Raw genomic sequence first — 20887 nt, forward strand, 5'->3', positions numbered from 1 at the left:
ATGCCGTTAAAAGCTGGAGAGATAATTGGGATGAACTCACCGCTTTTTATGAGTTTCCTATAGAGATTAGAAAAATTATCTATACCACAAACTTGATAGAGAATCTTAACGGAAAGATACGCAAATACACTAAAAATAAGTTGTCTTTCCCTACAGATGAGGCGGTTATGAAATCAACTTTCTTGGTTTTAAGAGAAGCTACTAAGAAATGGTCGAAACCTATTCATAATTGGGGCTTGATTTTAAATCAATTTTTAACTATTTTTGAACAAAGGGTTCAACTTTAAAAAAGTTAAACCCTCGGTAATTTTAACTTACACACTTTACGAGATAGTGTCGTTTATAGTAATTTATTAAACACTAAAATTCTCTACTTGGGAAAGATATTTCTGTTTTTCAGTTTCTGGGAGGAAAGAATATTTAAAACTATTGCTCACCAAAGTTTTAATATCATTTTGGTTTAAATTTAAAGCCTTTGCAGTCTGTATAAAGTTTTCGTTGAGATAACCTCGAAAATAAGCAGGGTCATCAGAATTAACAGTAACTTTAAGCCCTAAATCAAGCATCTTTTTGAGTGGATGGTGGTCTAGATTTTCTACCACTCTAAGTTCCAAGTTAGAAAGCGGACATACCGTAAGAGCCATTTCGGTTTCTACCAATCTATTTACTAACTTTTCATCAGATAAGCAGTTATTTCCGTGGTCTATTCTTTTTATTTTGATGAGGTCTAGAGCTTCCCATATATATTCTGCTGGACCTTCCTCCCCAGCGTGAGCTACAGGGATATAGCCTTCTTTTACAGAGGCTTCAAATACCCTTTGGAATTTAGAAGGTGGGTTACCTTTTTCTGAAGAATCCAGTCCTACAGCAGTGATTAGATGTTTGTAAGGAAGAGATTGCTCCAAAGTTTCAAAAGCATCTTCTTCAGAAAGATGTCTTAGATAACTCATTATGAGTAGAGAAGAGATGCCATATTTGCTTTGAGCTTCCTCTCTTGCTTTTTGGATACCACCGATAACCGTTCCGAACGAAACGCCTCTTTTAGTGTGGGTTTGAGGGTCAAACATAATTTCTGTATGCACAATGTTTTCTTCTGCACACTTATCAAAATAAGCCATTGTAAGTTCATAGAAATCTTGCTCATAGAGAAGCACACTTGCCCCTGCATAATAAATATCTAAAAAGTCTTGAAGACACGAAAACTGATAGGCTTTCTTTACTTCTTCTACTGTTTGATAAGGAATTTTAACTTGGTTTCTTTGGGCTATTTTGAACATTAGTTCTGGTTGAAAACTCCCTTCTATATGGAGGTGAAGTTCTGCCTTAGGTATTTTTTTAATGTATTCTGTGATGTTCATAATATTTTATTTTAAAAAAAGGATAGCAAATGTAGTGATTTATATTTAGTATATAGTAGCTTTATAAAACCTTTATTATGAAATATTTATTATCTATTTCAAATGAACTTATTTAATGTTAAACTCATAAAAAACAAAGATTTGCATAGTATTTATGAATGTAGTAAATTGGCAAACAATATTTTCCTATATGAAATGATGATTGTCTAAAACTAACTTTAATATTATGAAAAAGACAATTATTACAGTTCTTTCTTTGTCGTTAGCACTTTGTGGAAATGAACTCTATGGACAAAGGAAAAAAGATTCTACAAGAACAAAAGAAATTGAGGAAGTAGTAGTAGTAGCGTATGGTAAACAACGAAAAGAAACAGTCGTAGGATCAAACGCTGAAATTAAAGCAAAAGATTTAGCTCAAAGATCTTTAACTAATGTGGCTCAGGCTTTAGATGGAGCTACTCCTGGAGTACAGATTTCTACAAGTACAGGACAGCCTGGGAGTGGACCTTCAATTACAATCAGAGGATTTAGTTCTATAGGCTCAAATAATAGTCCTTTGTTTATAGTAGATGGAACTGTTTATAACGGAAATATAGCCAATATAAACCCTGATGATATAGAGTCTTTAAATATATTAAAAGATGCGGCTTCAACTTCTTTATATGGATCTAGTGCGGCTAATGGAGTAGTTATGATTACTACTAAAAAGGGAAAAAGAGGAAAATCTCAGTTTAATTTTAGTGCAAGTACTGGTATCTCTATGAGGTCTATTCCTGAATATGATCGATTGAATGCAGCTCAATATTATCCAATAGTATGGGAAGCAATAAGAAATGGGCAAATTTATAGCCCTAGTAATTCAATGTCATTAGCGGATGCTAATGCGTACGCTTCTAGAACATTGATACCTGATGTTCTGAAGAATAATGTATATAATATTGCTGATAATCAATTAGTAATAGATGGAGTTTTAAACCCTAATGCATCTTTAAAATATGATGATTTAGATTGGCAAAAGGAATTTTTTAAGGTAGGTATGAGACAAAACTATGATTTCAATTATAGTGGAGGAACAGATAAAACTACTTACTATGCATCATTTGGATATCTTAAGGAAGATGCTTACGCTTTGAGTTCAGACTATGAAAGAATTTCAGCTAGATTAAATATAGATACTCAAGTTAAAGATTGGTTTAAGGTAGGTACTAATTTGGCTTATTCAAATTCATTTTCTAACCAAGCTATAGATGGAGTAGATAATAATAATTCTTATGTTAATCCATTTAATTGGACTAGAAATATAGGACCTATTTATAATGTTTATGCCCATGACCCAATTACTGGAGGATATATATATGATAAAGAAGGTAATCGTATCTATGATGCAGGAGATAAGAGAGGAGCAGGTGCAGCTGGAGGTAGACATGTAATTCAAGAAACATTACTGAACAGAAATTATGATAAAATATATAATGTTAACTCAAGATTTTTTGGAGAGTTTAAATTGTTACCAGAATTAACATTCACTACCAATGTAGGTTATGACTTGAGAAATTACAAAGGGATAACTTATCGTAATAAAATCATAGGTGATGCAGTACCTAATGGGGCGGCATCAAGAACTGTTACAGAATCACGTACAATTACCTTTAATCAGTTACTTAATTATGATAAATCTTTTGGACGTCATAATTTGAATGTACTATTGGGACACGAAAATATTTCTTACAAATATGAGTATGTTTATGGTCGTAAGACAAATCAGGTAGTTGATGGGAATGATGAGTTAGTTAATTTTGTAACACCTACCAATTTAACTTCTTATGATATGATTTTACCTAAGGAATCCTACTTTTCTAGGTTAAACTATGATTATAGCAGAAAGTATTTACTTTCTGCCTCTATTAGAAGGGATGGATCTGCTAGATTCCATAAAGATATCCGTTGGGCTACATTTTGGTCATTAGGGGCAGGATGGAGAATAGACCAAGAGAATTTCTTAAAGGGTAATTCTACAATAAGTCAATTAAAGCTTAGAGGATCTTACGGGCAAGTGGGTAATGATGGTAGTTATAGTACAGATGTATCTTATTATGCTTGGCAACCTCTCTATAGTTTAGGTTATAACAATGGAGATTATGCAGGAGTAATGATAAATAGTGTAGGTAATCCACAGTTAACATGGGAGAGCAATACACAATTAGATTTTGCTTTAGAGTTTGGTTTATTTAATAATAGAGTAACAGGTAGTGTAGAATATTATAAGAGAGGAACAGATGGTCTTATCTTATCTGTGCCAAAACCAGAATCTTCAGGTATTAGTACTCGAGATGAAAATACAGGAGCTTTAGTAAACTCGGGGATAGAGGTAGCACTTAATATGGACATCATTAGAACAAATAACTTCAAATGGAATCTAAATATTAATGCTTCCACTCTAAATAATGAAATTACTAAATTTCCTCAGGAGGAAAGAATAGTTGGAACTAAAAAATATATGGTAGGAAAATCTATATATGACTACTGGTTAAGACAATGGTATGGAGTAGATCCTGCTGATGGTATGGGGTTATTCTATGCTTCCGATGAAGCTATAGCTAAAGGAGGAACTACTCTTAGAGAAATAAATGGAGTAAAAGTAACTACAAACCATAATGATGCAAAGTATGACTATTCGGGGAGTGCTATTCCTAAGCTTTTTGGTAGTTTCGGAACTATGTTTAAGTATAAATCAGTCTCTTTATCAGCATTATTCACTTACCAATTAGGGGGTAAGACTTATGATACTAATTATGCAGGTCTTATGAGTGCTTATCCTCAGGGAGATGCACTTAGTACAGATATACTTAGGAGATGGCAAAATCCAGGAGATATAACAGATGTACCTAGATTAGATGCATCTAATTACCAAAGTGTAGGAGTAGGTTCTAGCAGATGGTTAGTTAGTTCAGATTATATTACTTTAAGACAAGTAACTTTATCTTACGAAATGCCTAGAGAGATTGTAAATCCGATAGGGGTTAATAATCTTAAGATATTTGTTAACGGAGAAAATATATGGTCTAAAACAGCTAGAAAAGGTCTAGAACCAGCACAAAGTTTCTCAGGTGTTACGGCTAATAGATTTACACCTGCTAGAATTATTAGTTTTGGTTTTTCTACTAATTTTTAATTTTTTAAACAAGTATTACAATGAAAAGATTTTTAATATACACTTCTCTATTAGGAGCATTTTTAACTGCAGAATCTTGTAGAGACTCTTATCTTGACACAGTTCCTACTAGTGATATTTCAGCAGAAAGCATTACTCAAACAGCAGATAACATGATGCTTTCTATAAATGGTATGCATAGAAGTATGTATACTAGACAGGATAGCCAAGGACAATCAGGGCAATCAGGTATTATGATTATAATGGATGCCTTAGGGGATGATTTAGTATTTCCTAGCGTGGGTAATAGTTGGTATATATCTTCTGTAAGATGGTTGGGTCATCAAGATGAAAATTCTTCTGATGCTCTATATCCTTGGAAGTTTTATTATAAACTTATAAGAAATGCTAATGTTTTGATAAAAGATGGTAATGATGCTTCAGGGAGTGAAGTTACTAAAAAGAACGCTCTAGGTCAAGCTTATGCCTTTAGAGCATTTTGTCATTTTCAATTAGTACAATTATATGCTAAGAGATATGATGGAACACCCAATCCTAAGGGTATTCCATTAAGATTAGAACCTACTGATGATCCACTAGCAAGATCTTCAGTAGAGGAAGTTTATAAACAAATTAATGCTGATTTAGATAAATCAATAGAGCTTTTAAACGGAATTAGTAGAGTACATAAGTCACACTTTAATGTTGAAGTAGTAAGAGGTATAAAAGCAAGAGTAGCACTAGTTTTAGGAAATTATAAAGAGGCTGCTGAATTAGCAAAACTGGCAAGACAAGGCTATACTTTAATGAGTAATAGTGCTTACAAAGCAGGTTTTAACAGTCTAGATAATTCAGAATGGATTTGGGGTAGTTACATTAAAGAAGATCAAACGGCTTATTTTGCTAATTTTGGTGCTTATATGTCTAGAAATTTTAGTTCTACTAATATCAGACAGAATCCAAAGGCTATGAATAAGTTGCTTTACAGCAAGTTTCCTAGCACAGATGTGAGAACGCAAGTAGTGGATCCTACAGGAAAACACTTGAGTTTAAGTTTACCTTCCAATTTTGCTAAGTACCCTTATACCAGTCAAAAATTCTTAGCAGTAGGTACTGGAGATAGTAGAATGGATGTGCCTTATATGAGAGCTGCTGAAATGTATTTAATAGAAGCAGAGGCTCTAGCAAGATTAGGCAAAGAACCTGAATCTAAGGTTGTATTTACCGAATTTTCTAAAAACAGAAATCCAGCTTATGTAGCTACTACTGCTACAGGAGAAGCTTATATCAACGAAATATTAGATAGCCGCCGTATAGAACTGTGGGGAGAAGGCTTTAGATTTTTAGATTTAAAGAGACTTAACCAACCTCTTAACAGAACAGGCAGCAATCATAATAGTGTTGTAGTTAATAATGTATTTGAGGTATCAGCAGGGGACTCTCGTTGGACTTTCTTAATACCTAGAAGAGAGCTAAACGCAAATCCTCTTATTAAACAGAATTAGATATTATACAAAAACTAAAATTGAAGAGGGTATCCATTATGGATACCCTCTTTTCATAAAAGTTGTTTTAATCAAAAACCGCCTTTACGAGTAGGTTCTTTAATTTCAGGCCATTCGTATTGTTTTCCTGTGGTCGGGTTGATGGGTAAAACCATCTTTTCACGATTGCTTTGTTCAGGGTCTTCGCTCGCCATATAGGTTATTGTAGCGATGAGTGCCACATTGTGCTTTAAATCATCAAAAACTATTTTATCGTAAGTATCTCTATTGGTATGCCAAGTATAAGTACCGTATGACCAGTTTAAAGAGCCCAACATAAAGGCTGGTACACCAGCAGCCACAAAAGAAACGTGGTCGCTACTTCCGCCACTTGCAGAACCAGGGAAGGTATATTTTAATTCCTTTTTGATGTATTCAGGTGCAGGAGCAATCCATTTTTGGAGGTAATTGTAGGCGTGCACAAAGCCCGAACCATTGATGTATTGTATCCTACCAGTACCGTTGTCTTGGTTAAAAACAGCTTGTATTTTAGGTAATTTATCTTTGTTATCCGATACGAAAGCACGGCTGCCATTTAGCCCTTGTTCCTCGCTTCCCCATAGACCAACTATAATAGTTCTTTTAGGGTTAGGATAGTATTTTTTGAGGATACGAGCTACCTCCATCATAGTAATAACACCAGTGCCATTATCCACTGCACCAGACGCACCGTCCCAAGAATCTATATGGGCAGACAAGATAACATATTCATCTTTATGAGTAGTCCCAGGGAGCTCTGCTATTGTATTGAAAGTTTTAGCAGTGCCGTGGTTTTTACTTTGAACATTTAGATTGATTTTAGGGCGGTCGCCATATTGTACCATTCTGTAAAGCTGACCATAATCTTCTAACGCAATATCTACAACAGGAATTTTAGATGTGGTAGCATTGAAAATTCTACTAACCCCAAACCCACCACTCCAAGTGGATGTAACGATACCTACTGCACCTGCTTCCTCGATAGGTTTCTGAATGGTGCGTGTTGTATAGTTAATGGTTTTCATAGAAGCAGCCCACTCTTTATTTCTTTTTTCAGCCTCTTCTTTATATTTTTTGTAGGACTCTTCCGTAGCATATTCTTTCCAGTTATAATCAGGTCTTCCGCTAGGTTCGTATGGGCTAATCATTACAATTTTTCCCTTTACTCCTTTTAAAAAAGTCTCAAACTCGGCTTTAGTTTTAAATACAGGCATTGTGATGAGTTCTGCTTCCACCCCGTTTTTTGTTGTAGCAGGGCTGAACGCCAGCTGTCTCCCTTCCAAAGATTTGATGTAAGGCTGTGTAAGAGTGATTTGAGAAGTACCTCTTTCCCAAGAACGCCACTCGCCCCAAGGTTCATTTTTTGCGGAAATTCCCCAAGATTTGAATTGGTTTACCGCCCAATCGTGAGCTTGTTGCATTTTTGGACTTCCTACTAATCTCGGACCTATTTTATCAATTAGCTCGTATCCAAGTTTTTCTAATTGAGAATTTTGATAGGTCTCGTCTATCATTTTTTCTACAACAGGGTGAGAAGTTTGAGCGAAGGCTACTGTCGTGATGGAAAACAACAAAGCAGCACTCATAGATTTTAAAGTATAGTTCATCGTCTTTAGTTTAAAATTATTCCGTGAAAATAAGAATTATTTTTTAGAGGTTGTGATAGGTTTAAAACTTTAATAAGTAACTGAAACTAATGTAATTGGCAATTCGCGTTTCCTTTTATGAAATACCGATTTCCCCTTCTTCCCACCCATTTTTGCATTAGAATTTCACAAGATGATGCTAAGGGAACTCATCGCTATATCCCATAAATAAAGAGATTTCAGCCAAAAAAACAAAGATTTGCATAATAGAAATACAATTTATCGATTTATCATCGAAAAATAAAAATCATTACCTATTTATCTCATTAGAGGCTAAAATAGTATGTGATTTTTAGTAAAAATAGATATCAACCTAATAAAAACAAGTAAAAATGGCACAAGAGAACACCATTTCTGTAAACTTCAGTACAGAAGAAATCAAAAAAGTGAAAGACGCTATCAGCACCATTGCCGGTGTTTTAGAAGGTAAAGTAAAGAGCCTTACGCCTACGGAAAGGCAAGGTTTCGGGCGGGTAAAGTACGAAAAGGAGGTTTGGATAGACCGTGTGAAACTCCAGATGGACGCCAACCCTACCAAAGTACCTGCTTATGTGGACAAAACGGAGTTCGACCAAGACTACGCCGCCCACAAACAACTCAACGAACTCATCAACCTTCTAGACCAACAACTACAACTGATGAAGGATACCAACCTCCTGTTGGGTTATGATTTGGACGGTGCTGCCCTGATGTTTTACCGTGCGATAAAGGTGGCCGCTACCAATAACGACCCTGGAGCAGGCACCATCTACACCGACCTTAAGCAACAATACCCCGGAGGAAGGGCAAAAGCCCCCGTTGCTAAGCCCTCTGAACCTACCAACTAACCCCTCTAATTACGGGTAAAGGGGGCTCTATTTTAGGGGTGCAGGAGGCGTTATTTAAAGCCTCGACACCCCTCTAGAAGGGCTAAGCGACCTCTCCAGAAGGGGTAAAAAAGGGATTGATAAGGGGCAACAGGTCGTAAACTACAGGATAAAAGTCCGTTCCGAAGGGGACACCTAATAAAAAAACAATAACAAAAAAGATAAAATATGAAACAAAAATTAACTATTTTGGGTCTGTTCGGTCTGTTGTTATTAACAGGTTGTAGGGCAGACGATATGGTAACCAATGCCAAACGACAAGATGATTTGACTAAGAAGTTTAGTGTCTTTACAAAGAAAACTGATAATGAAGTGATAGACTACCCTAGTGGATTTGCACGGTTGGTATTACGGTATGATAGTTTGCATAGCAAAAACCTATCAGGGAGGAGCCAACTGGAGCGTCTTAGGGGACTTTCTAAAAAGAATGAAGTAGCACTAACAGCAGTAGAAGCCGAAGCTTATATAGATTTTAATATCCGCTCTCAGACTATTGTTGAAAAAAATGGGGATAGGTGGGTAGTATTCCCTAGGATAAAAGGTGGTAAGGTAGCAGAGTTGGTAGCAGGAGTACTTTCGGAAGATGAGACCAAAGTTTATTTCTACAGTTTAAAACCTGATACGGATATTTATAAAACTAATGCTCATCTATTTGAGGAAAAGTATAGGGATAGATATGTATTTAAGGTAAACAAACATAATCTCTTTGAGTTATTACCTATGGGTATTTGTGAAAAAAAGGGAAGTTATTATGATAATTGTGTGATAGATGGGGTTATTATTTCTCCACCTCCGCGTAGAGGTATTGGTGGTGGCGGTGGTAGCACATCTCCTTGGTACGGTGATCATAATCCAGGAAGGGGGATTGATGGAGGAGGAGGTTGTAGTATGTATGATATGTGTAAATCGGATGATGGCAGTGGTAGTGGCGGTGGTAGCCAATCACCTCCACCACAAAACCCTCCCACAGACCCTTGCGAAAAAATGAAGACAATGAACTCTAGTGCAGGATACAGAAGCAAAATAGAGGAGCTTAATAGGGCATCTGTTCTTAACAGAACTTATGAAACAGGTTACAAAGAGAATAAAAATGGGACATTTGAAAATCTTACACCTAGTGCTTCTACAGGACATTCAGATGGGTTGAGAATCAATATCAATGAGGATACTAAAGGCTATATCCACACTCATGTTAATGAGTATGAATCGGGGCGTGTAGACGAATATGGCAATTCTGAAATAAGGCAACCCATCAAGATGTTTTCTCCTGCAGATGTAGATGCCCTAATGACCATGGCACAAATGCAAACAAGTGGTAACTATGCCGACCTATACGGAACTATGGTCTCCAGTGATGGGATTTATACCATTAAATTTACAGGTACTGCTGAAGATATTAAAACAGGATTTAATACAAGAGAATGGGGGAATAAAATGGTAGAATTTTGGAAAAGATCTAGGGGTAGCCATGAATTGAAATTTTTAAAATTTTTAAAAGATGAGATGAAAATAAACGGTGTATCTTTGTATAAGACTAAAAATAATGGCACTGTGCAAAATAAAACTTTAGGAAATAATAACAGAATACAGTCTAGTGACTGTCCATAATTTTTAAAAATATAAAAAATGAAAAAAATAATATTAATAATACTTTTGGGTATAGTACATTGTTTTAATGCCCAAAGAACAATATCATTAGCCCAAGCATACGAATACTCAAAATCTCCTAATGGAATTCCTGAAGATGTATCTTATGCAAAAGATATTAACGGTGATTTAAATAGATTTGTAGGTACATGGAAGGGAATATATAATGGAAAAACATATGAATTTAATTTTGTAAAAAAATTAAATGATGATAAATATGAGGTAAGATGGGATTTTTTGATAGGAAGGCTTAAAATCACAGATAGAAATGGAAAGATTATTTATAATACCTTTAATGAAGATGATGATAAAACTTATTTTAGTGGCTGGACCTTTCAACGAAGAACTTATATGATGGATTTTATAGCGAATACAGAATGTAATGATTCTGGAGTGGTGTTTATGGAGGTTTATTCTAAGCAACCTAACAAAATGCGTCTTTATATGGATAGAGACAAAATTTGGTATAATCCTGAAAGATGTCCTAATTATGAAACTTATGAAGTAACCATACCTAATGAAGAGATTATACTAACAAAGCAATAGGACATAAAAGCCCAGTATATACTATGCTGGGTTTTTCTTTTATAAAGTTAAAAGATAAGATGAAAGTAAAAGGTATATCTTTGTATAAGACTAAAATAATGGTACTGTAGAAAATAAAACTTTGGGAAATAACAACAGAATACAGTCTAGTGACTGCCCATAATTTTTAAAAATATAAAAAAATGAAAAAAATAATATTAAGTTATTTACTAACGGTATTCTTGGTAAATATAGTTTACACACAACAATCAATAGGAACACTAAAGCAATTGGAAGATTGTGTTAATAGACCTAACTACCAATCCGAAGGTTGTCCTGATTTAGAATATCTCACTTATGTAAAAGATGTAGATAATAGGTTAGATAAATTTGTGGGCATATGGAAAGGAACATATAATGGTAAAATTTATACTTTTAAATTTAACAAAAGAATCAAATATGGTAGTGGAAAAGGTTTATATAGAGATTTATTGATTGGAAGAATGCAGGTACAAGATAGCAATGGAAAGGTAACATACAGTACTTTATCAGAAAGAAATGATGATAAAATTTATTTTCATGGAGATAATTTTCAAAGAAATATTTACATGATGAACTTAATAATCAATACAGAATGTAATGATTCTGGAGTGGTATTTATGGAAGTATATTCTAAGCAGCCTAATAAAATGAGGATATTTTTTGATAGAGATAAAATTTGGTATAATCCTGAAAGATGTCCTAATTATGAAACTTATCAAACCACTTTACCACAAAATTCTATTTTTGTGATTAAGCAATAGAGTACATAAAAGCCCAGCTTTATAAAGTTGGGCTTTTTGTAAATTTTACAAAAAAACGACTTTAATAAATGGGGTAAAAATCCATTTTCTATTTTTTTTTGACTATATATATCAAACTAGAAAAATCTCCCGTTTTTGACGCTTTAAAATTAGAAACCGCTCCATAGATACCTCCAAAAAGCCAAAAAAGTTTATTTTTTTTGTATTTTTCGCTAAGTATAGAAATATAAAACGCATCAAGTAGGAGAGGTGCTATTTTTTTTATTTTAAGTTGTTCCTGTTGCATTAGTGTTTCCATTCCTTCTCTTGAGAAATGAAATAGGTGTCTAGGCACATCATAAGCCGCCCAAAAATCTTGGTATCTTTCGGCGTCGTAAGATTTATAATTGGGAACAGCAATAATGAGTGTTCCATCAGATTTCAATTTTTGCTTGAATAAATCTAGTATTTCTTTCTGATTTTCTATATGTTCGAAGACATGCCATAGACTTATAATGTCTAATGTATTATCTTCTATTTCGTTCAGAGAGTCTATAAATTTTGTTTTAAAACTTTTTTTCTTAGCGAAGTTTCTAGCTTTTTCGTTGGGTTCGTAGCCGTAAGTAATGTATTTATTTTCTAGGGATTTTATAAATTCACCTGCTCCACAACCGTAGTCTAAAATTTTACAGTTTTTAGAATTAGGAGCAGAAAGATTTTCCCTAACTATTTTAGCCTTGTATTTAATGTTGAAACTTTGTATAAATTTATAAACAAATTCCTTTAAACTACCACTGTCCTGATGATGGGAAATATACTTATCACTCTCGTAATATTTGCCAATATTTTCGGGTACGGGATATGTTTTTAAGATACCTTTGATAGAGGTTTCTTTAATTTCAAAAATCTCTTGAGAAAGAAAATGGTCTTTTATCTTCATATAAATTCTAATAAAAACTCGTTGAATGTTTCACGTGAAACATTCAACGAATGTAAATATTTATCTTCCTAAAAATATAAGTAACACATTGATGTCAGCAGGAGAAACGCCACTTATTCTAGAGGCTTGTGCTATGGTTTTAGGTCTTATATTATTGAGTTTTTGTTTAGCTTCGGCAGAAAGACTATTGATTTTTGTAAAATCAAAATCTTCGGGGATTTTGATGTTTTCCAATCTGTGTAATTTGGCTACATTTTCTTTTTCTTTTTCTATGTAACCTCTATACTTTATGTTGATTTCTGCTTGTTCTCTTACTTCGTCCGAATAGTTTCTACTCGTATTTTTTATCTCTTCTATTTCTTCCAGAAGCTCCAATTTCATATTAGGTCTGGTAAGAATTTGTGAGGCACGGTAGGCTTGGTCTACAGGAGAAGATTCTATACTTTCGAGTATAGGGTTAATTTGTTTTGGTTTTAAGGAATAATCCTTTAAGAAGTTTTCTAATTCTTCGCTTTTCTTTATTTTGTCCTCAACTTTTTGTAGTCTTTCTTCTTTTGCAAGACCTAGTTTGTAAGATTTTTCTGTTAAACGAATGTCTGCATTGTCTTGTCTAAGTAACAATCTGTACTCTGCACGAGAGGTAAACATTCTATAAGGTTCCTCTGTACCTTTGGTGATGAGGTCGTCTATAAGTACACCTATATAAGCCTCGTCTCTGTTGAGAATAAAGGCTTCTTTTTCGTGTACTTTATTGTGAGCGTTGATACCTGCTATAAGCCCTTGTCCTGCGGCTTCTTCGTAACCAGTAGTTCCATTGATTTGCCCTGCGAAATAGAGGTTTTCTATTATTTTGGTTTCTAGGGTATGATTAAGCTGTGTAGGAGGGAAATAGTCGTATTCTATGGCATATCCTGGACGGAATACTTTTACATTCTCAAAGCCAGGAATGTGTTTCATTGCCTTTATTTGTATGTCTTCGGGTAGGGAAGAGCTGAAACCATTTACATAGATTTCTATGGTTTTCCAACCTTCGGGTTCTACAAATAGTTGATGTCTGTTTCGTTCTGCAAAACGATTGATTTTATCTTCTATACTTGGGCAATATCTAGGTCCGAGGCTTTGGATAGTCCCGTTGAACATAGGGCTTCTGTCAAACCCTGAACGGAGTATATCGTGTACAATTTCGTTGGTGTAAGTAATGTGGCAAGAGCGTTGTTTGGTAAGTCTTGGCGTGTCTAGATAGGAGAATTTTTGAGGATTTTCATCTCCGGGTTGTTCTTCCATTTTGGAGTAGTCTAGAGTTCTTCCGTCCACTCTAGGAGGAGTTCCTGTTTTCATTCTTCCTGCGGTAAATCCTAAATCTACAAGTTGCTCGGTAATGCCGAAGGCTTTTGGTTCGCCCATTCTTCCGCCGCCTAGTTGTTTGTCGCCAACGTGGATAAGTCCATTAAGGAATGTGCCATTGGTTAATACTACGGATTTTCCTTTTATCTCTATCCCAAGTGAAGTGATAACTCCTGCAACTTTGTTCCCTTCTATGATGAGTTGTTTTACCATATCTTGGAAGAAGTCTAGGTTAGGTGTGTTTTCTAGGGCCAATCTCCATTCTTCTGCGAAGAGCATACGGTCGTTTTGAGTTCTAGGCGACCACATTGCGGGTCCTTTGGATAGGTTGAGCATTTTGAATTGTATGGCAGATTTATCTGCTACAATACCACTATAGCCTCCCATAGCGTCTATTTCTCTTACGATTTGCCCTTTGGCGATGCCTCCCATAGCTGGGTTGCAACTCATTTTGCCTATGGTTTCCATATTCATAGTAATGAGGAGTGTTTTGGAGCCTAGATTGGCTGCGGCTGCGGCTGCTTCGCAACCTGCGTGTCCTGCTCCTACTACTATAACATCATATACTTCGTTTATCATTATATGTATTTGTTTCTTATCTAAATTTAAAATGTTTCACGTGAAACATTGGGGTTGTTTTTTAATTTTTATCCTTTGAAAATATCGTCGGTATGAATTTTTATCTCTGGAAAAATTTCTGAACAAATAAAATCATCTACGATGGGCAAAGTTCCTTTGTATTTTCCGTTTTCTAAAGTGTGGATATAGACTATCTCGTCTAGTGGGTTTATAATCCAATATTCCTTTACACCGTATTCTTCGTAGAGTTCAAATTTGTTTTTCATTTCTTTTTTAGAATTGCCTTTTATATTAAAAGCTATTTTAAAATAGCTTTAAGATGTTCTATCTCTTCCTCTGCTTTTTGTAGGAGTTTTTCTAATAAGTTTATTTTATCCTCATAAAGCCGTCGGATAAGAATAATATCTTTTTCGTTATAGGTTATAATTCCGTTGTTATTTCCTTTGACGTTATTGAAACTATTTAAAACCTTCTTGTTGTCAAAATCGGTAATGTCTTCTGGATTTACATCAAGAATTTCGGCAATTTTATTTAGTTTCTCTTCGGATATTTTGGTATTACCTTTTTCTAATTTAGAGTAAGCTGCTTGTGAAATATCTAACCTTTCTGCCATATATTCTTGTGTTAGATTTTTCAGTTCTCTTATGTTTTTAATTTTATAACCTATCATAAATTATAACTTTTTTATTATATTTTATAACAGCAAAGGTAAGATTTTTATCAATAATGAAAGTATTTTCGCTGCGAAAATTTTAATACGATGAAAAAAATAGTTTCTCTAGTAGTATTATTTAGTTCATTGGTCTTATTTATCCAATGTGATAGAAATAATGATGATTTGGAAGATGTAGAAAAAATACCTACTAGCTTAGTTAATACAACGTGGTATAAACACTATAGCGGAAAAGAGTATAGTAGATATACAAATGGTTATTTTGATGAGTATGGTATTAAATCAGTTATACAATATATAACCTTTGATAGTGATAGTACTTTCTATGTTAGTAGTACAATTTTTTCTGATAAAGTAGGAAAAAAAAGTAATATAGTACCAGGAAGTTATACATATAACCCTTCTACTGGTAAAGTAGAAATGAAATATAGTCAAAATTTTACGGTATATGCACTACCAGTGGATAGACCGAAAGTGAGGGGAAAATATTTAGTTTTCAGAATAGGTATTGAAAATATAGAATATGAACGATATTAAGATAACATAATTTTAAATTTTTTAACAATGAAAAGAATACTTACAAGTGCGTTAGTAGTTATGGCTACTACATTAGGTTTTTCACAAGAAGTGAAATTTGGTCTAAAAGGAGGGGTAAACCTTGCTACTGTAAAAGTTATTGATTTAGAAGAGGATGAAATTCATATTCCTGATTACAGAACATCTTTTTACGCGGGAGGTTTAGTAGAGTTTCCTTTAGGTGATAAGCTTTATGGGCAAGTAGAAGCTCTTTATGTATCAAATGGAGCAAAGCAAGATAAAAATCAAGTAATAATAAACCAAATTAATGTTCCATTTATGGTAAAATATAATGTTGTAGATGGATTAAATGTTGTGGGTGGAGGATATTTAGGAGGTATTTTAGGATATAAAGTTAAAAGTGGAAATAGAATTATAAAGGCAGATCCAAGAAATATCAGTTTCCTTGATGGGGGACTTATCTTAGGTGCGGAATATAACCTTCCTAACAACGGATTATTCTTTGATGCAAGATACAACTTAGGTTTAGCTAATGTTGTAAAACCAGAGGAAGAGGACGGAATTATTAAAAATAGAGGTTTCCAAATAGGTCTAGGATATAAATTCTAATAGTACAATTTTTGATGCAACCTATTAAAAAATAATTTTTTCATTAGTTAATACCACCTTTTAGGTGGTATTTTTATTTTAAAAGTTCGGGCGGCAAATGGAGTTTCTATTTTAATATTTTAAAAGCAAAGTACACAGGCGGAAACTCTACTCTGATGGTTTAAAAGTTCGGTATGGATACGGAGGTGCTACCGCCTCATTTTAAAAATTCTAATGGCGAACGGAAGCTCTACTTTGGTATTTTGTAAGCTCCGCTACAATCCATTCGTCTTAACATTTTATTTTGTGTAAAAATAAAGATGATATTGCGTGTTTATCTGAATTTTTTTAACTTCAGCACATAAAATATAGTAAATCTTTTAAAATCTTTTTAAAAATGAAAATTAGTTTAGGAAAATTAAAAACCGTTACACTTGCTGCATTAGCAGAGCGTTTGATTTCGGCATCTAAGAATGGAAACTATACCATTAGTATAAGCAACCACCCTTTGCTAAAGGCTCTGGAGGCGGAGTATAATTTGTACAAAGATTTGGTGGCAAAACAGTTGTATAGCGGCAAAGGGGCAGAGGTTGCCAAAGCCGATAAGGAGCGAGATAAGGTTTTTGTGGGTCTTAAGGTGTATCTAAAAGCCTATGCGGCTCTGGACTTATTGCCAAACCAAGAGAAGGCGGTGGCGTTGTATGAGGTTTTTAAGCGTAATGATTTGAATTTGGATAAAAAGTCTTATGCAGACCAGTCGGTATTGCTTAACAAATTGCTCGCAGAACTAGATGCAGAACCCAATAAAACGGCTCTAAATACTCTTAATTTAACTCCTGTATTTAATGATTTAAAAACGAAACAAGAAACATTTTCTAACCTCCTATCGGAACAAACCGAAGCGAATGCAACATTAAGACTAACTAAATCTGCTAGTGCCTTGCGTGGGGATATAGAAAAATCAATACGGAATTATATCAATTTGGTGTCGGCAATGCAATCCCAAGCGGAGTGGGCAGCTCTCTACAAAGAACTGAATGAGATTATAAAATCGGCTAAAAACGCTTAGGGAAGTTTTTTTATTCTAAAATCACCTTAGTCCTAACGAGGGGCTAAGGTGGTTTTGCTAAGGTAGAAATCCTCTTTTCCACGCATTGTTTTAATGTCTTCTTCTGTTTTGTCTTTATATCCGCAGAGATGCAGAACGCCGTGAGCTAATACTCTTAGAAATTCTGACTGGTAGTCTTTGGATAGGGTAGAGGCATTGTCTTTAATGCGTTCTACGGATACAAAAATATCGCCTGATATGGTGTTTCCTCTAACATAGTCAAAGGTAATAATGTCGGTATAATAATCGTGTTGTAAATGCTCTTGATTTATCTTGAGGAGATACTCGTCATCACAGAATATGTAGTTTATCTTGCCTAGTTTTTTGTGTTCTGATAAGATGATTTGTTCTAACCATTTGCTGATGTCGGTAGATATACTAATGGGCTCTATTTCTTCAAAAAAGAATTGTATCATTTTTAATTAAGTTTTTAAAACCAATGTCCTAATATGACATTAAACATTCCTTTGTTTTTGTTTAGGGGATTACTGTAATTGATTTTTATTTGTCCAAAAGGCGATTTGTAACCCAAAGTAACACCTAATGATTTATCGGTTATTTTAACAATTTGGTTGAGATTTGTTTGGTCATATAAGTTAGCCAAAGAAAAATGTGTTGTTACAAAATAATTTTTCTTTAGACGAAATTGAAAATTATTGGAAACCGCTAAAAGATTGGGCGAGGATCGATCGCCAAAATAATATCCCGGCATTTGGACAAAATTACCTAATCGTTGTTCAAAAATACCACCGATACGGTAATGGTAAAAATGAGAAAGTTGATCGTAATTAGTTGTGAACCCTCCAAATAAATTGATGTTATAGGTAAACCATGAAGCAAAAGGGAAATATATTCTTATATCGGCTTTGGTTTGTATAGGAGTAAGTTCGGAGTTGCTGTTGAATAGCTCAAGGATTTTTCCTTCGGCTTCTAAATAAAACCCTCTCGTCGGAAAGTTTTTATCGTCTTGGGTATCGCTTTTGATAAAAAGGTAAGGGTTAAAGGAATATTTGACTTTTGCGCCATCTACCGAAACGGTTGATTCGAAATAATCGTGGCTTATACCACCGCCTATTGCGTAGCGATCTTTCCATATGGAGTGGATGAATGCTTCGTTTCGGAACCATAGCCATTGTTCGGTGGATGCGCCTTTGTTGTCTCTGAGATAGAGTTTCATTCCTGAGGCGTAAATGCCTAATCCCGGAATGTAGCCGTTATCCATAAAATAGTTGAAATAATACCGAGGGCGATCGCCTATGACAGCATCTAATGATACGGTAGAGTTGGGTAGTAGTAGTCTTCTGGCAGTGGCATTGATGAGTAGGCCGGTTTTAAATAACTCATCATAGTGTAATCCAAACTTTAAGTAATATCTGCTTTGGTCTTCATCTACTGTAACTTGGAGTATATTTTTCCCGTTGTTTTGAATGATGTCATAGTTAATGAGATTATAGTTGTTGGTAGCGTATAGCTTATCTACCATTTTATTGATACTTCCGTAAGTTTGTGGTGAAGGTGTTTTTAAATTCATCTTACCTTGTAAGTATGAACGACTAAATATTTTATTGTTCTTCACTTCCAAACTATCTATTTTGTAAATGTTAGAGTAAATAGGGTTAGATGCTACTCTTAGTTGGGTATGTTTTCGTTTAGGAAGTTTGGATAGTATATCAATGTATTTTTGAGCTTCTTCGTAGCCTAGTTTTAGTATTTTTTCTTTGTCTCCGTAGCTAGTGGCATTCATACCGTCTAGCTTTGGGTGTATGTTAATGTCAATGTATTGATATTGATTTTTAGTTTCATTCTGTATTCCAAAATCTATCACTTGGTTGAGGATACTAATAGCACTTTGTAAATCTTCTCTTTTAGCTAAACCTTGACTTAAATCTACTCCTATAATAATATCCATTCCTTTCTCTTTGAGAGGTTGTGCCGGGTAGTTGATGGTCATAGCCCCATCTATATAAAGGCTATCACCTATCTTAACGGGGTCCATAAGCGAAGGATAGGCAGAACTCGCCATAATAGCTTTAATTAAATCTCCTTTTTCAAAGATTTTCATCTTACCACTTTCAAGGTTTGTGGTAACACACATAAATGGGATAGGAAGTTGAGAAAAATTTTCTACATTAGAAACATTTTTAAATAATTCTTTAAGCATATAAATGTTCTTCTGTCCCGTAGAAATAGCTTTAGGGAGTACATTTATTTTACCGTTTTTTATGGGTATATTCAGAAGATATTTATCTGTGGCTTTACTGAAAAAGGAAGTTTCCTTTCTATTTTTTTCGTTAGCGATGATGTCGTAAAAATCGGTATTGGTTATTATTTTCTCAATATCGTTTCCTGTATATCCAGAAGCATATAGTCCACCCACAATAGCCCCCATACTCGTCCCTGAGATATAATCTACCTTTACACCTAAAGAATCTAACACCTTAAGAACCCCTACATGAGCAAAACCTTTGGCTCCGCCACCTGCTAAAACGAGCCCTATTTTTGGCTTTTTTGGAATATTCAGATTATCTTTTACTTGCGATTTATAAGTAAAAAATGTTAATAGTAAACTCAGCCATAATACTTTTTTCATAAGCATAAGGTTATGTGTTAAATAATAAACCAATGAACAAATATAACAATATATCAACTAATAATTGAGGCAAAATAAAGTTTACTTGTTTTAAAACTGGATAATTAGAATTAAATTTGCCTTATGGAACATTATTTCTCACCAGGAAAACTACTCATCACTTCCGAGTATGTTGTTTTAGACGGTGCTAAAGCTTTGGCATTGCCAACCAAAATGGGGCAAGATTTATGGGTGGAAGAAAAAGAGGATAACAATGCTAAAATCTTTTGGGAAACTTATCATCAAAACCAGTTGTGGCTGTCTATAGAGATAGATTATCGTAAGTGGGAAATTATTTCTACCAACTTAAAACCTAATGCAGACTTTATCCTAAAAGTATTAAAGTATCTGCAATCTATTTCGCTGGAAAAGTTTAAAAAAGGAGTTTCCTATCATATCAAAACTAATCTTCAGTTTCCTGCCAATTATGGTTTAGGGAGTAGCTCTACACTAATGGCTAACTTAGCAAAGTGGGCAAAAACAGATGCATTTCTTCTTAACGAAAATACATTGGGAGGTAGTAGCTACGATGTGGCAGTGGCGTTAGAAGAGAAATCTATATTGTACCAACTAAAGCCCTTTAGGGAAGTTGTACCTGTGCATTTTTCACCTAAATTTAAAGACGATTTACTCTTTATACATTTAAACCAAAAGCAAGACAGTAGAGAAGGTATTGCTTTGTATAAGGCAAGGGAAAAATCTAAAAAGGATATAGCTTTTTTTTCAGAACTTACTGATGCAGTAATAAAAGCAGATGGTTTAGAAGAATTTTCAAAACTGATGATAGCACACGAGCAAAAACTTTCTGAATTTTTAGGGATACCTACGGCTAAAGAACTTTATTTTTCAGATTGTCCAGGATTTATAAAAAGTTTAGGAGCTTGGGGTGGAGATTTTATTATGGCTGAGAATTTTTCTGGAGCAAGGTCTTATTTTGAGGAGCAGGGTTTTTCTAATATTTTTAAATTTTCGGATATAATTTTATGATAAT

19 protein-coding genes are annotated in these 20887 nt (G+C 34.4%); 11 read left to right on the forward strand and 8 right to left on the reverse strand.

Annotated features, from left to right (window positions below; translation table 11 throughout):
- Positions 1-287 (forward strand): transposase (locus GXW81_RS01150; protein WP_161530842.1); only part of this gene is annotated, 287 nt, incomplete at its 5' end.
- 66 nt (positions 288-353) lie between these two features.
- On the opposite strand, the gene GXW81_RS01155 is transcribed toward GXW81_RS01150, so the two are convergent.
- Positions 354-1358 (reverse strand): adenosine deaminase, encoded by a 1005-nt coding sequence (locus tag GXW81_RS01155; protein WP_161530843.1) that lies wholly within the window; start codon positions 1356-1358, stop codon positions 354-356.
- 226 nt (positions 1359-1584) lie between these two features.
- Between GXW81_RS01155 and GXW81_RS01160 the strand changes: the two genes are divergently transcribed.
- Positions 1585-4530, forward strand: a complete 2946-nt coding sequence (locus tag GXW81_RS01160) for a SusC/RagA family TonB-linked outer membrane protein (RefSeq protein WP_161530844.1) — start codon at positions 1585-1587, stop codon at positions 4528-4530.
- Between the two features lie 20 nt (positions 4531-4550).
- A complete protein-coding gene (locus GXW81_RS01165) occupies positions 4551-6014 on the forward strand; it encodes a RagB/SusD family nutrient uptake outer membrane protein (RefSeq protein WP_161530845.1) in 1464 nt (487 codons plus the stop codon).
- A gap of 71 nt (positions 6015-6085) precedes the next feature.
- On the opposite strand, the gene GXW81_RS01170 is transcribed toward GXW81_RS01165, so the two are convergent.
- Entirely contained in the window at positions 6086-7639 is a 1554-nt protein-coding gene (locus tag GXW81_RS01170; RefSeq protein ID WP_161530846.1) for a M20/M25/M40 family metallo-hydrolase, read from the reverse strand.
- Between the two features lie 371 nt (positions 7640-8010).
- Here GXW81_RS01170 and GXW81_RS01175 point away from each other — a divergent pair, with 371 nt between their 5' ends.
- The 4 genes from GXW81_RS01175 to GXW81_RS01190 all read left to right on the forward strand — a co-directional run bounded on the left by GXW81_RS01175 (position 8011) and on the right by GXW81_RS01190 (position 11519).
- Entirely contained in the window at positions 8011-8505 is a 495-nt protein-coding gene (locus GXW81_RS01175) for a hypothetical protein (RefSeq protein WP_064971238.1), read from the forward strand.
- Positions 8506-8712: 207 nt separating this feature from the next.
- Complete coding sequence (locus tag GXW81_RS01180; RefSeq protein ID WP_161530847.1) at positions 8713-10152, forward strand: hypothetical protein; 1440 nt, start codon at positions 8713-8715, stop codon at positions 10150-10152.
- Between the two features lie 18 nt (positions 10153-10170).
- The gene (locus GXW81_RS01185) at positions 10171-10737 is read left to right on the forward strand and encodes a DUF6705 family protein (protein WP_004917547.1); all 567 of its coding nucleotides are present in this window, start codon (positions 10171-10173) and stop codon (positions 10735-10737) included.
- A gap of 182 nt (positions 10738-10919) precedes the next feature.
- The gene (locus GXW81_RS01190; protein WP_221410752.1) at positions 10920-11519 is read left to right on the forward strand and encodes a DUF6705 family protein; all 600 of its coding nucleotides are present in this window, start codon (positions 10920-10922) and stop codon (positions 11517-11519) included.
- A gap of 88 nt (positions 11520-11607) precedes the next feature.
- Here the strand turns inward: GXW81_RS01190 and GXW81_RS01195 are convergent, their stop codons facing one another.
- The 4 genes from GXW81_RS01195 to GXW81_RS01210 form a co-directional block, all read right to left on the reverse strand.
- Positions 11608-12438, reverse strand: coding sequence for a class I SAM-dependent methyltransferase (locus GXW81_RS01195; protein ID WP_161530848.1), 831 nt, complete (start codon positions 12436-12438; stop codon positions 11608-11610).
- 60 nt (positions 12439-12498) lie between these two features.
- On the reverse strand, positions 12499-14361 hold the full coding sequence (gene mnmG, locus GXW81_RS01200; RefSeq protein WP_161530849.1) for a tRNA uridine-5-carboxymethylaminomethyl(34) synthesis enzyme MnmG: 1863 nt from the start codon (positions 14359-14361) through the stop codon (positions 12499-12501).
- A gap of 68 nt (positions 14362-14429) precedes the next feature.
- Positions 14430-14663, reverse strand: a complete 234-nt coding sequence (locus GXW81_RS01205; RefSeq protein ID WP_311711003.1) for a Uma2 family endonuclease — start codon at positions 14661-14663, stop codon at positions 14430-14432.
- Positions 14660-15031: a helix-turn-helix domain-containing protein gene (locus GXW81_RS01210; RefSeq protein ID WP_154468964.1), complete on the reverse strand. Its 372-nt coding sequence runs from the start codon at positions 15029-15031 to the stop codon at positions 14660-14662. Before GXW81_RS01210 ends, GXW81_RS01205 begins: the two co-directional genes overlap by 4 nt.
- A gap of 90 nt (positions 15032-15121) precedes the next feature.
- On the opposite strand from GXW81_RS01210, the gene GXW81_RS01215 reads away from it, so the two are divergent.
- From GXW81_RS01215 to GXW81_RS01225, 3 genes are all read left to right on the forward strand, one after another.
- Positions 15122-15571 (forward strand): hypothetical protein, encoded by a 450-nt coding sequence (locus tag GXW81_RS01215; protein WP_154468965.1) that lies wholly within the window; start codon positions 15122-15124, stop codon positions 15569-15571.
- 27 nt (positions 15572-15598) lie between these two features.
- Positions 15599-16180 carry an outer membrane beta-barrel protein gene (locus tag GXW81_RS01220; protein WP_161530850.1) on the forward strand — a complete coding sequence of 194 codons (582 nt, stop codon included), beginning with the start codon at positions 15599-15601 and terminating at the stop codon, positions 16178-16180.
- A gap of 376 nt (positions 16181-16556) precedes the next feature.
- Positions 16557-17228 carry a DUF6261 family protein gene (locus GXW81_RS01225; RefSeq protein WP_161530851.1) on the forward strand — a complete coding sequence of 224 codons (672 nt, stop codon included), beginning with the start codon at positions 16557-16559 and terminating at the stop codon, positions 17226-17228.
- A gap of 32 nt (positions 17229-17260) precedes the next feature.
- Here the strand turns inward: GXW81_RS01225 and ybeY are convergent, their stop codons facing one another.
- Entirely contained in the window at positions 17261-17683 is a 423-nt protein-coding gene (gene ybeY / locus GXW81_RS01230; protein WP_161530852.1) for an rRNA maturation RNase YbeY, read from the reverse strand.
- Between the two features lie 14 nt (positions 17684-17697).
- A complete protein-coding gene (locus tag GXW81_RS01235) occupies positions 17698-19863 on the reverse strand; it encodes a patatin-like phospholipase family protein (RefSeq protein ID WP_161530853.1) in 2166 nt (721 codons plus the stop codon).
- Between the two features lie 117 nt (positions 19864-19980).
- Here GXW81_RS01235 and GXW81_RS01240 point away from each other — a divergent pair, with 117 nt between their 5' ends.
- Positions 19981-20883 (forward strand): GYDIA family GHMP kinase, encoded by a 903-nt coding sequence (locus tag GXW81_RS01240; protein WP_161530854.1) that lies wholly within the window; start codon positions 19981-19983, stop codon positions 20881-20883.
- Positions 20884-20887: the final 4 nt, after the last annotated feature.

Origin of the sequence: Riemerella anatipestifer, assembly GCF_009932355.1 — a bacterium.
GTDB classification, from domain to species: Bacteria; Bacteroidota; Bacteroidia; order Flavobacteriales; family Weeksellaceae; genus Riemerella; species Riemerella anatipestifer_E.